The following is a 13,709-nucleotide window of genomic DNA, read 5'->3' as shown; positions in this document are numbered from 1 at the left end:
GGCCCTTCACGGCGTCACCAGCTCCACCCCGCACGACTCCACCAGCGCCGCTCGATCCGCCGCAGCCAGGTCCTCGCGGCCCGCGTTCGCCGGGCCCAGCTCCGCGTGCATGACCGCGGCGGGGTCATCGACGTGCCCGATCCCCAGGGCATGGCCCAGCTCGTGTGCCAGCGTCAGGCGCAACTCGTCAAAGTCGCTCGCCTTGTAGACCGTGATGCTGCGACGGTTGCCCTGCTGATGGTAGATCGCCATGTCGAAACCACTGCCCGCGGCCGCTGTCCGGTTGAACTGATCGACCTGCTCATTGAAGGCGGCGATCTCGCGTTCCAGGTCGCGACCGGCCGCGTTCAGATCCGACCGGCGATCCTCCAGCCCGCGGCGGCGCTCTTCCAGTCGTTCGTGCTCCTCGCGCAGCTCTCGCGCTTCCCGTTCCAGACGCTCGCGGGCCTGCGCACTGCGCTCCCCGCGCCCCGCATTCCAGTCGGCGACCCGGCCTTCGTGCGCACGGCGGCGCTCGTCGAACCCGCGCACACCGCGTTCGTACAGCTCGACGTCGGCGTTCAGCGCCGAGCGATGGCGGTCCAGGCGCTCCCGGGCATCGTCGATATCCGCCTGTGCCTGATCCAGCTGCGCACGCGAGCGCTCCCGCGCCATGGCGCCGGCCTGACGTTCGTCGAACACCAGCCGCACGGCCATCCCTTCACCGTCGCGGGCGGTAAACAGCCGTTCTTCGGTATGGGTCTCCCACATCGCCACCGCGGCATCGAGTGCGCGGCGCACTTCGTCGGGCTCCAGCTCGAAGCGCGGGTCGATCTCGCCCAGATGCATCTCCACCGGAATCGCACAGCCGGGAGCGGCCGGATGCCCGCCGCCCGCCAGGAAATCGCGCGGATCCCCGTCCAGCAGCACGGCGCCGCCCAGCACCACGGCACCCGCACCGCCCAACACCCATAATGGTATGGCCATGCATCCCCTCCGAGACCCCCAACCGCAACATGCCACCGATCAGAGACATTCGCCAATTTGCTCCCCTGCAAGCGCCAAGGCACCATGAACCGCACACATTTCGCAGGGAGAGCCCCATCATGATGCCTCGTTCCAGCCTTTACAGCCTGCTGGCCGCCGTCCCGTTCGCGTTCCTGCCACTGGTGGCCCAGGCCGAAACACCGAATATCCAGCCGGGCGAGTGGGAGTACACGAACACCACCACCATGGACGGCGCGCACCAGATGCCGGAGCAGACCGAGACCTACACCGAGTGCGTGACCGAGGACGACCTCGCGCGCGGCGAGGAGATGATCGAGGCACCGGACGGCTGCAGCGTGGACAGCATGGACATGCGCGCGGACGGTGTGGACTACACCATGACCTGCACCGATCCCGACGGCACCAGCATGGACATGCAGGGCTCAATGCAGTTCATGGGGGATCGAGCGGAGGGCGAGATGAGCAGCGAGATCGACTCGCCGATGGGTCCCATGTCCGTGCGAATCTCGGTTGAAGGCCAGCGCATCGGCGACTGCTAGGGGGGGCGCCTGCTGACCGTATCTGACCGGCCCAGGCGATACCGGGCCGGCATTCTCAGCGCCTGACGGTCGCGCGCAATGCCAGGCGCACCAGCGTCTCTACCGAATCGGCCTGATCGCGCACGGCGGCGACCATCTTCTCCGCGCTGGCGCGCTGATAACCCAGCGACTCGAGCGCCGCCAGGGCCTCGCCGTCCATCGCGGCGGCCGGGGCATCGATCCCTGCGCCGGCGTCACCCGGCGTGGCCGCGAATCCCATCTCGGCCAGTCGCTCGCCGAGCTCCAGCACCACCCGTTCGGCCGTGCGCTTGCCGATCCCCGGGACCTTGGCCAGTCCGGTCACGTCACCGCCGCTGATCAGGCCGGCCAGTTCATCGCCCGCGTAGGTCGAGAGCATCGCCAGCGCGAGCTTGGCCCCGATCCCGTTGACCCGGATCAGACGCCGGAACAGATCGCGGTCGCGCTTGTGCATGAACCCGAATAGCTGGTGCGCATCCTCGCGTACCACGAGGTGCGTGGTCAGCACGACACTGCCGCCCGGCTCCGGCAGGGCCGCCAGCGTGGAGAGCGGAACCTCGACCTCGTAGCCCACGCCACCCGCATCAATCACCACGCCATTCACCTCGCGGCTGATCAGCGTCCCCTCCAGCCGGGCAATCATGGGCGCCCCCCGATCACGGCCGAGGCGGCCCCTGCCAGACGCGCCTGGTGCTGGGCGGTATGGGCATGGCACAGCGCGACGGCCAGGGCATCGGCGGCATCGCTGCTGGCCGGTTCGGTCAGACGTAACAGTTGCTGCATCATGTGCTGGACCTGCTCCTTGTCCGCGCTGCCCACGCCGACCACCGCCATCTTGATCGCACGCGGCGCATATTCATGTACCGGGAGCCCGGCCTGGGTCGCCGCGCAGATGGCGGCCCCCCGGGCGTGCCCCAGCTTGATCGCCGACTGCGCATTGCGCGCGACGAACACCGTTTCGATCGCCAGTACGTCGGGCTTGAGTTCGCTGATCACCTCAACGACACCGGCAAAGATCTCGCCCAGGCGCTCGGGAAACCCCTTGGATCTGGGCCGGATCACGCCATGGCCGCGGGAACGGCCCTGGCCTTTGGCATACTCGATCACCGCAAAGCCGGTAATCCGCGAGCCGGGATCGATACCAAGGATACGCATCGTTGTTTGTCCAGAGAGGCGCGGATTACGGCGCGCAGCAGCGCGGCATCACTGCCCCACGCCTTCCGGGAAATCGGCGTTGGTAAAGACGTTCTGCACGTCGTCCAGGTCGTCCAGCATCTCCAGGAGCTTCAGCACGGACTCGGCGGTCTCCGCATCCAGTGGCGACAGGGTCTCCGGGCGCCAGGTGACCTCGGAGCTCTCCGGCTCCAGTCCGCGGTCCAGCAGCGCCTGGCGCACGTCCTGATAGGCATCGGGCTCGGTAATCACCTCGATTGCGCCGTCGTCCTCGACCTGCACATCCTCGGCGCCGCCCTCCAGCGCGGCCTCCATGACCGTCTCGTCGTCCAGACCGGGCGCAAAGCGGACCACGCCCTTGTTCTGGAACAGATAGGCCACCGAGCCATCGGTCCCCAGGTTGCCACCCATCTTGGAGAAGGCGTGGCGGACCTCGGCCACTGTCCGGTTGCGATTGTCGGTCATGCAGTCGACCAGGATCGCCGCACCGCCCGGGCCATAACCCTCGTAGCGAATCTCCTCCATCGCGGCCCCGTCGGACTCACCGGCGCCGCGCTTGGCCGCGCGCTCGATGGTATCCCGCGTCATGTTGGCGCCAAGCGCCTTGTCGATCGCCAGGCGCAGGCGCGGATTGGTCTCGGGGTCGGACCCGCCCTGCCGGGCAGCGACGGTGATCTCGCGGATCAGCTTGGTAAAGAGTTTGCCGCGCTTGGCGTCCTGGGCGTTCTTGCGATGCTGGATGTTCGCCCACTTGCTGTGGCCTGCCATTCGGTCACGACTCCTTGGGTTGGGTTCGTTGGGCGCGGCCAGGCGACCGCGAGACCCGCACAGTCTAATCGACTGGGGCCGTCGGGTTCATGCCAGGATGCAAAGGGACGCTGGATGGAGCCGCGCAGGGCGTGCACGGGGAGCAGGAAAGGTCTGCCTTGCTAAGGACGTAGCAACGGCCCCTCGACGGCCTCGCGGGCCTCGCGCCCGGCCAGCTGCTCGATCAGCGTCAGGGCAAAGTCCATCGCCGCCCCCGGACCACGTCCGGTGATGATGCGCTCGTCGACTTCCACGAGCCCCCCGGTAGAGGGGATACCCGATTCGTCCAGTGCCCCGGTAAACGAGGTCACGCGGCGACCTTCCAGCACACCCGCCTGCGCCAGCGCCTTGGGCCCGGCGCAGATCGCGCCCAGCCAGCCGTCGCGCTCGGCCTGTGCCCGCAGCATTGCCTGCACCCGTGGATCGTCGCGCAGGTGATCGGCGCCCGGCAGCCCACCGGGCAGCACGATCAGGTCGAAGGCATCGTCCTGAACTGCTTCCAGCGTGGCGTCCGGCTGGATCACCGTCCCGCGGGAACAGCGCACGGGGCCCTGTTCGAGCCCCGCGACCGTGACCTCGAAGCGCGCGCGGCGCAACAAGTCGATGATGGTGACGGCCTCCAGCTCCTCGGCCCCGGCCGCCAGCGGCACCAGGACACGCGGTGTTTCCTGCGTCATGGCCACCTCCGATCAGCGCTGGCTGTAGATGTTCAGCCCCTTGAGCAGATTCAGCGCCTCGCTCAGGCCGTAGTCGCGCTCGGCCAGGCTCTCGCCATTGTCGTCATCATCCTCCGGCACGTCCTCGCCCTGCAGCTCCCGCTGCATGCGCACCTGGGCGTCGCGGCCATTGCCGTCATCGGCACGCGAGACCGTCAGATTCTCCAGCCGGATATCGGGCTCTACGCCGTCTTCCTCGATGTTGCGGCCGTCCGGCGTGAAATAACGCGCGGTGGTCAGCTTGATACCGGTGTTCTCGGTCAGCGGCAGGATCGTCTGCACCGAACCCTTGCCAAAGGTGTTCTGGCCCATGACCACCGCACGCTTGTGGTCCTGCAGGGCGCCGGCCACGATCTCGGAAGCCGAGGCCGAACCCCGGTTCACCAGTACCACCATCGGGGCACCGCCGAGCACATCACCCGGCGAGGCCTGGTAGCGGAACTGCGAGTCCTCCAGCCGGCCCTCGGTGTAGACAATCAGCCCTTCCTCCAGGAACGCATCGGACACACCGACCGCACCGTTCAGAATGCCGCCCGGGTTGTTGCGCAGGTCCAGCACCAGGCCGCGCAGATCACCCTCTTCCTTCAGCTCTTCGACGGCTCGCACGACGTCACGCGCGGTGCGCTGCTGGAAGTTGCTGATACGCAGGTAGCCATACCCGTCTTCGAGGATCTCGGATCGCACGCTCTGGACCTGGATACGGTCACGGGTCAGCGTGATCTCCTTCGGCTGATCCTCGCCCTCGCGGACGATCGTCAGGGTAATGTCCGAGCCCTTCTCTCCACGCATCTTGGAGACGGCATCGGACAGCGTCATGCCCTGCACCGATTCACCGTCCAGGCGAATAATCAGGTCACCCGCCTGGATGCCGGCCTTGCTCGCCGGGGTGTCGTCGATCGGGGCAATGACCTTGACGAAGCCATCCTCCATGCCGACCTCGATCCCCAGACCACCGAACTCGCCGGAGGTCCCGACCTGCATGTCCTCGAAGTCCTGCTCGTCGAGATAGGCCGAATGCGGGTCCAGCCCGGAGAGCATCCCCTGGATGGCGTTATCCAGCAGTTCCTTGTCGTCCACCTCGGTGACGTAATTGCGCTTGATGCGCATATACACCTCGGTGAACCGCTGCAGGTCCTCCACCGGCAAGGCATTCTGTGCGCCATTCTCGCGATCGGCATACACCGCCACCGACACGCTGAGCATGACACCGACAACCAAACCCACCACCAGGGCGTACCCAGTGCGACAAGACTTCTTCATTACCGATCCTCTAGAAACGGAGGTATTTACCGGACCGATGGTAGCACCGGGAATCTGACCCATGCCTGAACGCCCGACTGCGTCTGCTGTTTTCGCCCGACAAATCCTTCAAACACGGTCACGATTATTTCGTGACGCTCGTCATTGAGATAGCCACCAGTCCTCAGGGTTCAACGGATCGCCATTTCGCCGAATCTCGAAGTAGAGTCCCGGTGCGATCGCCTCGCGCCCGGCGCCGGCCAGGGCCATCCGCGTGCCGCCCTCGACCTCCTCGCCCTCGGCGACCAGGATTTCCTCCAGGTTGCTGTACAGCGTCAGGTAACCGCTCCCGTGGTCGAGGATCACCAGAAAACCGTAGCCCTGCATCCAGTCGGCGTAGACCACACGACCAAAATGGACGGCGTGCACCGACTCGCCGTTGTCAACCTCCAGCACGGTTCCGCGCCAGCGTGACTGCAGACGACTGCCGCGCGGCTCGTTGAAGCGCCGAACGACCGAGCCGTCCGCCGGCATCGGAAGCTCGCCCTGGAGGTCAGCAAAGGCGACATCGGAACGAACGGGCGCACGCTCGGGTGGGGGATCGCCCCGCGCGGCACGCTCTTCGCGTTCAGCCGCATCGCGCTCCACCTCGCGAATCAGGTCTTCCAGCGTCTCGGCATTGCGCTCCAGCCGCGCCAGCTCCAGCGCCTCGTCCGCGATCGCGCGTTCCAGCTCGTCCATCGCCACACGCTGCCGCTCCTCCTCGCGTTCGAGATCCGCCACCACCTCGCGCAGCGCCGCCTCCTGCTCGGCCAGCACCGCCTGCTCGCGTTCCAGGTCGTCGCGCGCGGCGCGCAGCACCTCGAGCTGTTCACCCAGGGCCGCCAGCGCCTCGGCCCGCGCCTCGCGCAGGCGCGCGGCGATCTCCGGGTGCAACCGGCTCAGCTCGCCCTCACCCCCGGTGCCCGGTACGCGTCCCGGGTGCCGGTCGCGCTGCCACTGGTCGCGCAGCAGGCGCCCTGCCTGCACGCGTTCCTCGCGCAGCCGTTCCTCTTCCTGCTCAACGCGCGCCTCGTGCTCGGCGATCACCTCGGATTGTTGCTCGCGCTGGGCCTCCAGTTCGCGCAGTTCGCGCCGCGACTCGCTGCTACCCCGCGCCGCGCGCTCGAGCTCATCCTCCAGACGTTCGAGCGCGGCCTGGCGCTCCTCCTGACTGCGCTCCAGGTCACGGATCGCCTCCAGCGTCTCCTCCAGTTCGGCCTCCGGTTCAAACGCCGACAGGCTGCCTGCGGGCGCCAGCAAAAATGCCGCCAGAACAAGCAGTAAGGGGTATCGGGAAGTCAAGATTGCGCAAATTCGCATATCGGGGTACGTTTAGGTACTTATATTCTCACCCGGTTACGGGCTTGCTGTTTCGCAAAACAATAAAGAGGCATGCCGTGAGCAACGAAGCGGTCGAAGAAGAAAAGATGGTCGAAGAAGAACTGATGTCTCAGGACGAGGACATTGAACGGGCCTCGCGCTCGCTCAAGGCCATGTCCCACCCCCTGCGGCTCAAGATCCTCTGCATTCTCGGCGATCGCGAGATCAGCGTACAGGAAATCGTCGATCAGGTCGGGACCTCGCAGAGCAACATTTCGCAGCACCTGGGCATCCTGCGCGACAAGGGCATCCTGGCGACCCGCAAGGATGCGAACCGTGTCTACTACCGAGTGGGGGACTCCCGCACGCTGCGCCTGATCGGTATGATGCAGGACGTTTTCTGCAGCTCCTGACATCTCCCTGACCGACGCGGCGGCCTGAATGCTCGAAAGACTCCCTGAATTCCTGTCCAATCATCCGATCCTGACCGGTGCCCTGCTGGCAGTTGTCGGGATGATCCTGTTCACCGAGTTCCGCCGCCTGACCCGCAAGTACCGCACCCTCTCGCCGAGCGAGGCCGTGCGCGTGATCAATCAGGACGACAGCCTGGTGCTGGATGTGCGCGAGGACAACGAGATCGCCTCCGGCCGCATTGGTGGGGCCAAGCACATCCCGGTGGGCAGCCTGCAAAAGCGCATGGACGACATCGCCAAGTACAAGGACAAGCCCGTAGTGGTGTACTGCCGCAGCGGTAACCGCTCCGCGATGGCCGCCTCACAGCTGACCGCTGCGGGGTTCCAGGATGTCGTGAACCTCCAGGGCGGCATCCAGGCCTGGCAATCCGCGGGCATGCCGATCAAGAAGAAGTAATGCGCTTCGAGGTCTATGGCACGGTCCGCTGCCCGTTCTGTCTGCTGGCCCGCCGGCTGCTGATCCACCACGGTTACCCCTTCGACGACCACCCGGTGGATCGCGAACCCGGGGCGCGCGCGGAGATGGAACAGCGGGCCGGCCGCAGCTCGGTGCCGCAGATTTTCCTGGGTGACACCCATATCGGCGGATACGACGAGCTGCAGGCGCTGGATCGCTCCGGTGAACTGCAACGCATGGCCGAAGCGGCCGGCATCGCGCGCACCAGCGACGCCTGAGCCCCCAGGACGACGGGAAAACTCACCCGCCTCTTGACTCCTATCCGGCGCCACATTCCTTTACGATTCCCGCACACGAATCCCATTCTCCACGACTCGGAACAACATCATGGCTGAAGAAACCTCCAACACCAGCGGTAACGGCGCGGGCGCGCAGGGCAACTCCCAGGACAACCCCGGCTTCTCCATCCAGAAGGTGTTCATCAAGGACATCTCGTTCGAGTCGCCGGACGCCCCCGAGATCTTTCTGAACGAGTGGAAGGGCGACACCAACATTCAGCTGAACACCAACGCCCGCCCGATTCGCGAAGAAGAAGGCGTGTTCGAGGTCGAGCTGAAACTGACCGTGACCACCGAGTCCAACGGCAAGACCGCCTACCTGGTCGAGATCAACCAGGCCGGGGTCTTCATCGTCCGCGGCTTCCCCCGCGACCAGCTCAACCAGCTGCTGGGCTCCTACTGCCCGAACCTGCTGTTCCCGTTCGCCCGCGAAACGGTCGCGGACCTGGTACTCAAGGGCGGCTTCCCGCAGCTGCTGCTGCAGCCGGTCAACTTCGAGGCGCTGTACCAGCAACACCTGGAAGACCAGAAAAAGGCATCCGGCGACTCGCAGGCGGCCGCGCCGGAGTCGACCTCCCAGGCCTGATCCGGGGCTCGCACCCGTGCGCATCGCACTCCTGGGTGGCGGTTCCTGGGGCACCGCGCTGGCGATCCACGCCGCGCGTCTGCACCAGGACGTCGTGCTCTGGGTCCGCAAGGACGAGGCCGCCGAGCGGCTGAGCCGCGCGCGCGAGAACGCCCGCTATCTGCCCGGCATCCCCTTCCCCGAAACCCTCTCCATCAGCGCCGCCCCCGGTGTGATCGACGATGTCGACCTGGTGCTGATCGCGGTCCCGTCCGGGGCCTTTCGCGAGACCCTGCGCTGGATGCAGCCGCGCCTGCGTGAAGGGCAGACGGTCGCCTGGGCCACCAAGGGACTGGAGACATCCAGCGGGGCCTGGCTGCACGAGATCGCCGAGGAAGAACTGGGCTCCGGCTTCCCGCCCGCGCTGATCTCCGGACCCTCCTTCGCCGCAGAGGTGGCCCGCGGCCAGCCCACCGCACTGACGGCGGCCTCGCAGAGCGAACACAGCCTGGACCGCCTGACTGGCGCACTGCATGGCAACGCCCTGCGCATCTATCGCAATCACGACGTGATTGGTGTGGAGCTGGGCGGAGCCCTGAAGAACGTCCTCGCGGTCGCGACCGGGATCGCCGACGGCGCGGGCTACGGCGGCAATGCCCGCGCCGCGCTGATGACGCGCGGTCTGGCCGAGATGCAGCGCCTGGGCGAGGCGGTCGGGGCCCAGCCGGGCACGCTGACCGGGCTTTCCGGTCTCGGCGATCTGATCCTCACCTGCACCGATGACCAGTCGCGCAACCGTCGCCTGGGGCGCCTACTGGGTCAGGGCTATGACCTGGAGACGGCCCGCGCCCGTATCGGCCAGTCGGTCGAGGGGGTCGAGACCGCGCGCCAGATCAGCACGCGCGCCGAGGCCCTGTCGGTGGACATGCCCATCTCCGCGGAGGTCCACGCCGTGCTTTACCAGGGGCGACCGGTACGCGAGGCCGCCCGCCGCCTGCTGGAACGCGATCCGACCCACGAGAACCCGACCGGGTAACCCCGAGCCGAACCCGAACAATCGCGCATGCCGGCACAGTTCGTTACCGTGCACGGACGATTGTCCACAGCTGGGAGGCACCCATGCGCAAGGCGTGGAAGGAACTGGATCTCGAGGGCGGCGGCCTGCAGGCGATCAACGCGAAACTCGCGGCCGAGATGCGCGCGCGCCCGCCCGCCTACGTCGCCTGGGTCCTGTTTCCGCTGGGACTGCACCGTTTCTATCTGCGCGAACCTTTGGGGGGCGCGGGCTACATTGGCCTGAGTGCGGCAATCCTGATCGTGGCCTGGCTAGTGGCTGGCTGGTGGTGGCTGATCCCGACGGGTGCCATGGTGGCCTGGGCGGCGTTTGATCTGATCTGGATCGACCGCCGCGTGACCGACTACAACAAGGAACTGCGCAAGCAGGTGTTCCTGCGCAAGGGCCACAAGCCGCCCCAGGATTATCGCGGCCGCTACACCAGCGACGAGGACGCCCAGCGCGAACTGACTGAATACCAGTCGATCAAGGAAGGCGAGCGCGCCGGGCACCCGGGCCCCGCCGGGGCGAATGAGCGCGATCGCGACGTGGGCGGCAAGCGGCGCATGCCAAGCTTCAACGAGCAGGAAGCCATGCTGCGCCAGATGCGCTCACGCAAGAAGGGCGAGGCCGAGGACGACTGAGCCCCAGCCTCCGGCTTCATGCCCCCACTCAGGCGGGCACAAACGGACTTTAGTTATCGCCCGGGCGCCAGACGCCACTGGCCTCCTGCGGCGGCGGGGCGGCCTGCTTGCGGCTCTCCATATCCACGAACACCGACTCGGTGAACTGCGAGAGCTGCTTCAGATACTCCTTGCGCTCGTTCACCGACTCCGGCATCTGCGCCACCAGAAAACCAGTGATCGCGCTCAGATACTGCACGGCCACGATGGGCTGCTGGGCCTTGGGATCGGTCTCGACCAGAACGTCCTGGATCTTCTGGATCAGGTCGCCGGACAGCTGCAGGGTATCGTCGCTCATGGTGCTCTCTCGGTTATCGAATGTGTGAACAGGCTAAGGCAAGGTCGCCGCGTCCAAAAGTGAACGCAAAGCCGGCGGGACTTTCCATCACGACCGGCGAATCGCCCGACCCTCACCACGGCCGCGGCGGTGGCCCCTGATCTTCCGGATTATCGTCGTCCGGACCGGATTCTGGGGCATCATCCTCGGTGTCATAGTCCTCGCTAACGCGATCCGCCGGCACCTGCCAGGGCTCGCTGGGCAGGATCGACCGCTCGCCCGGGCGCGGTGCCCAGCGCTCCTGCTCCAGCCCCCGGATCAGCCCCACGATCATCATCAGGATCACCAGCGAAAATGGCAGGGCCGCCAGGATCACTGCGCTTTGCAGGACCTCCAGCCCGCCCGCCAGCAGCAACACCGCAGTGATCAGGCCGATCAACGCACCCCAGATGGTCAGATGCCGCTTGCGGTGCTCTGTGGAACCGTGGGCCAGCAGGGTATTGATCACGACGATCCCGGCGTTGGCGGAGGTCAGCAGGTAGGTCGCAATCAGGATCGTGATCAGCCCGCCCCCGACCTTGGCCACCAGCCAGGGCTCCAGCGTATCCATGGTCGCGAAGGTGGCCATGGTCAGGTCTTCGGAGACCTTGTCGGCAATATCCGCGATCCCCTCGACCTCGGCATGCAGCGCGGTACCGCCCAGCATCGCCAGCCAGAAAAAGGTGATGACCGTAGGCACCAGCAGCACGCCCAGGACAAATTCGCGCAGCGTGCGCCCGCGCGAGATGCGCGCGATGAACAGCCCGACAAACGGCGCCCAGGCCAGCCACCAGCCCCAGTAGAACACCGTCCAGTCGGAATGCCAGGGATCCGTCTGGTGGGCGTGGGTGTACAGCGAGAGCCCCAGCAGGTTCTGCAGGTAACTGCCGGAGGACTGCACGAACAGTGCCAGCAGATACTGGGTCGGCCCCCAGATCAGCAGCAGGCCCATCAGCGCCACGCTCAGCCACATATTGGCCTGGGAAATCCGCTGTACGCCGACCTGGACGCCGGTAATGACCGAAACGATCGCAATAACAGTGAGCAGGGCTGCCAGGAACAGCTGCCCGTTCTCGCCACCGGAAATCCCCAGGGTATGCACCAACCCGGTATCCAGCTGCTGAATACCCAGCCCCAGGGTAGTCGCGATCCCGAACACCGTGGCCAGGATCGCCAGCAGGTCGACGATGTCGCCGGGCCAGCCGTGGCTGTATTTTCCGATCAGCGGATGCAGCGCGGAGCGCAGCGCCAGCGGCTGCCCCCGGCGGAAGCCGAAGTAGGCCAGGATCAGCGCCAGCAGCGCGAACACCGCCCAGGCATTCAGACCCCAGTGGAAATAGGTCAGCACCATGGACATGTCGGCGGCCTCGGCCGTCTCGCCATTGTCCAGCAGGAACGGGTTGCCCCCGTAGTGACTGAGCGGCTCGGCCACCGCCCAGAACAGGAGGCCCACGCCCATGCCGGCGGCAAACAGCATGGCCAGCCACGACACGGTGGTGAACTCCGGCACCTCGTCATCCCGTCCAAGACGAACATCCTTGTAGCGGCCGACGCCCAGCCAGATCACGATGGCCAGGAACACGGCCATCGCGACCACGTAGTACCACTCGAGGAAAGGCGTCAGAAAGGTGCGGGCGTCCGAGACCACCCGCTCGAGTTCATCCGTGCGGTAGATCGCAAACAGCGCGATCAGCACCACCAGCAGCAGCGCGATCGGGGCTACGCGCGGGTTCAGTCCCTTGAACGGTCCTCGGGTCGCGACGTTGTACATCCGCTTCCTCCCTGAAGTGTCCGGCCCTCAGACGCGATGCGTGTGCAGCAGTTCCCGCTCGCCTGCGGAACGGTTACCGGTACGAAAATCCTGGATGACCCGATGCACGAAGCCCAGCTTCGAGATCGCCTCCGGTGTCAAGACGAATGGATAGACATGGGCATGCCCCATACTGCGGTTCAGGCTGTTCAGGGCTGCGGCCAGCGGCAGCCAGTGCGCGACCAGGGCATCCGGATCGTCGGTGGCGTAGGCATCGAAATGCGATTGCCCGCCCTGCGGCCCAAGCCTCGCCGCCTCTCCAACACTGGGCGCGACATCCATGCCATAGGCCGCCGCCGTATCGAGGGCGTCGACGATATGCAGGTAATGCGCCCAGGTCTCGGCCCAGTCCTCCCAGGGATGGGAGCTTGCATAGGCGGACACGAAATGGTTCTGCCAGTCGCTGGGCGGCCCATCCTCGTAATGGCGGCGCAACGCCTCGTCGTAGTCGATGCGTTCATCGCCGAAGCGGCCACGGAAGTACTCGTGCCAGCGCGTCCCCCGGATCAGACGGTCCCAGTAGTAATGCGCCGATTCATGACGAAAGTGTCCGAGGATGGTGCGGTAGGGCTCGGCCATGGCCTCGCGCATGCTCTCGCGCACGGACGGGTCCGCCTCCGCGATGTTGAGTGTAATCACGCCGTTCGCATGCCCGGTTACCACGCCGCCGCCCTCGTGGAAATCAGGGTTCGGGTCGGCCAGAAAATCGAACGCCACGCCGGCGGAGTCCGTCTGCTTGGACACAACGGGTAACCCCAGGCGCAACAGGCTGTAGACCAGGCGCCGCTTTTCCGTCTCCATCCGTTCCCACAGGCGCGCATTGCCCGGCACGCTCAGATCGGGGATGGTGCGGTTCAGCCGGCACGCGCGGCAATAGCCCTCCGGGTCATCGTGGCGCACCATCCAGTTACAGACCGCGTCCACCGCGTAGTGGCGGCACTGGCGATAAAGCGGCCCATCGGGTTCGCCCGCGACACGCCACAGCCCGCCCGGGATCGGCTCCCCGGAGGAGAAAAGCGCATCCCCGGCCATCTCCAACGCCGACAGCTCCAGGCGGTCGGGTAGAAAGCCCAGCCGCCGTCCACAACCATTGCAGTAGGTATTGTCGAAATAAATGACACTACCGCAGCCTTCACACTCGAACAGCTGCATTACGACCTCCCGAAAAGCCGTGCCGCGGCGATTCGCGGCACGGCTTTCAGCCTACGCCAAAACCGCTGCATGCGTCGCGC

17 protein-coding genes are annotated in these 13,709 nt (G+C 66.2%); 7 read left to right on the top strand and 10 right to left on the bottom strand.

The window, feature by feature from the left end; translation table 11 throughout:
- Positions 1–6 precede the first annotated feature (6 nt).
- A complete protein-coding gene (locus C936_RS0105110; protein WP_038038400.1) occupies positions 7–966 on the bottom strand; it encodes a matrixin family metalloprotease in 960 nt (319 codons plus the stop codon).
- Positions 967–1,085: 119 nt separating this feature from the next.
- Between C936_RS0105110 and C936_RS0105105 the strand changes: the two genes are divergently transcribed.
- A complete protein-coding gene (locus C936_RS0105105) occupies positions 1,086–1,526 on the top strand; it encodes a DUF3617 family protein (RefSeq protein WP_018649268.1) in 441 nt (146 codons plus the stop codon).
- Between the two features lie 55 nt (positions 1,527–1,581).
- Here C936_RS0105105 and ruvA read toward each other — a convergent pair whose 3' ends face one another.
- The 6 genes from ruvA to C936_RS0105075 form a co-directional block, all read right to left on the bottom strand.
- On the bottom strand, positions 1,582–2,187 hold the full coding sequence (gene ruvA, locus C936_RS0105100) for a Holliday junction branch migration protein RuvA (protein WP_018649267.1): 606 nt from the start codon (positions 2,185–2,187) through the stop codon (positions 1,582–1,584).
- The gene (gene ruvC / locus C936_RS0105095; RefSeq protein WP_018138628.1) at positions 2,184–2,699 is read right to left on the bottom strand and encodes a crossover junction endodeoxyribonuclease RuvC; all 516 of its coding nucleotides are present in this window, start codon (positions 2,697–2,699) and stop codon (positions 2,184–2,186) included. The genes ruvA and ruvC overlap by 4 nt, the downstream gene beginning before the upstream one ends.
- A gap of 48 nt (positions 2,700–2,747) precedes the next feature.
- Entirely contained in the window at positions 2,748–3,485 is a 738-nt protein-coding gene (locus C936_RS0105090; RefSeq protein ID WP_018138627.1) for a YebC/PmpR family DNA-binding transcriptional regulator, read from the bottom strand.
- A 161-nt stretch (positions 3,486–3,646) separates the two neighbouring features.
- Positions 3,647–4,201: a DJ-1 family glyoxalase III gene (locus tag C936_RS0105085; RefSeq protein ID WP_018138626.1), complete on the bottom strand. Its 555-nt coding sequence runs from the start codon at positions 4,199–4,201 to the stop codon at positions 3,647–3,649.
- Between the two features lie 12 nt (positions 4,202–4,213).
- On the bottom strand, positions 4,214–5,500 hold the full coding sequence (locus tag C936_RS0105080; RefSeq protein WP_018138625.1) for a S41 family peptidase: 1,287 nt from the start codon (positions 5,498–5,500) through the stop codon (positions 4,214–4,216).
- 141 nt (positions 5,501–5,641) lie between these two features.
- Positions 5,642–6,841, bottom strand: coding sequence for a peptidoglycan DD-metalloendopeptidase family protein (locus C936_RS0105075; RefSeq protein WP_038038402.1), 1,200 nt, complete (start codon positions 6,839–6,841; stop codon positions 5,642–5,644).
- Positions 6,842–6,918: 77 nt separating this feature from the next.
- On the opposite strand from C936_RS0105075, the gene C936_RS0105070 reads away from it, so the two are divergent.
- From C936_RS0105070 to C936_RS0105045, 6 genes are all read left to right on the top strand, one after another.
- The gene (locus C936_RS0105070; RefSeq protein WP_017925754.1) at positions 6,919–7,254 is read left to right on the top strand and encodes a helix-turn-helix transcriptional regulator; all 336 of its coding nucleotides are present in this window, start codon (positions 6,919–6,921) and stop codon (positions 7,252–7,254) included.
- Between the two features lie 28 nt (positions 7,255–7,282).
- A complete protein-coding gene (locus C936_RS0105065; protein WP_018138623.1) occupies positions 7,283–7,711 on the top strand; it encodes a rhodanese-like domain-containing protein in 429 nt (142 codons plus the stop codon).
- Complete coding sequence (locus C936_RS0105060; RefSeq protein WP_018138622.1) at positions 7,711–7,989, top strand: glutaredoxin domain-containing protein; 279 nt, start codon at positions 7,711–7,713, stop codon at positions 7,987–7,989. The genes C936_RS0105065 and C936_RS0105060 overlap by 1 nt, the downstream gene beginning before the upstream one ends.
- 109 nt (positions 7,990–8,098) lie before the next feature.
- A complete protein-coding gene (gene secB / locus C936_RS0105055; RefSeq protein ID WP_017925757.1) occupies positions 8,099–8,635 on the top strand; it encodes a protein-export chaperone SecB in 537 nt (178 codons plus the stop codon).
- A gap of 16 nt (positions 8,636–8,651) precedes the next feature.
- Positions 8,652–9,650 carry an NAD(P)H-dependent glycerol-3-phosphate dehydrogenase gene (locus C936_RS0105050; RefSeq protein ID WP_018138621.1) on the top strand — a complete coding sequence of 333 codons (999 nt, stop codon included), beginning with the start codon at positions 8,652–8,654 and terminating at the stop codon, positions 9,648–9,650.
- Between the two features lie 83 nt (positions 9,651–9,733).
- Positions 9,734–10,312, top strand: a complete 579-nt coding sequence (locus tag C936_RS0105045) for a hypothetical protein (protein WP_018138620.1) — start codon at positions 9,734–9,736, stop codon at positions 10,310–10,312.
- Positions 10,313–10,361: 49 nt separating this feature from the next.
- Here the strand turns inward: C936_RS0105045 and C936_RS0105040 are convergent, their stop codons facing one another.
- The 3 genes from C936_RS0105040 to C936_RS0105030 all read right to left on the bottom strand — a co-directional run bounded on the left by C936_RS0105040 (position 10,362) and on the right by C936_RS0105030 (position 13,629).
- Complete coding sequence (locus C936_RS0105040) at positions 10,362–10,649, bottom strand: hypothetical protein (protein ID WP_017925760.1); 288 nt, start codon at positions 10,647–10,649, stop codon at positions 10,362–10,364.
- Between the two features lie 112 nt (positions 10,650–10,761).
- Positions 10,762–12,438, bottom strand: a complete 1,677-nt coding sequence (locus C936_RS0105035; RefSeq protein ID WP_018649265.1) for a BCCT family transporter — start codon at positions 12,436–12,438, stop codon at positions 10,762–10,764.
- A 27-nt stretch (positions 12,439–12,465) separates the two neighbouring features.
- Entirely contained in the window at positions 12,466–13,629 is a 1,164-nt protein-coding gene (locus C936_RS0105030; RefSeq protein ID WP_018138618.1) for a putative zinc-binding metallopeptidase, read from the bottom strand.
- Positions 13,630–13,709 lie beyond the last annotated feature (80 nt).

This window comes from Thioalkalivibrio sp. ALJ4 (assembly GCF_000377225.1).
GTDB lineage: Bacteria > Pseudomonadota > Gammaproteobacteria > Ectothiorhodospirales > Ectothiorhodospiraceae > Thioalkalivibrio.
This window is presented reverse-complemented; position numbering and strand designations above follow the sequence as displayed.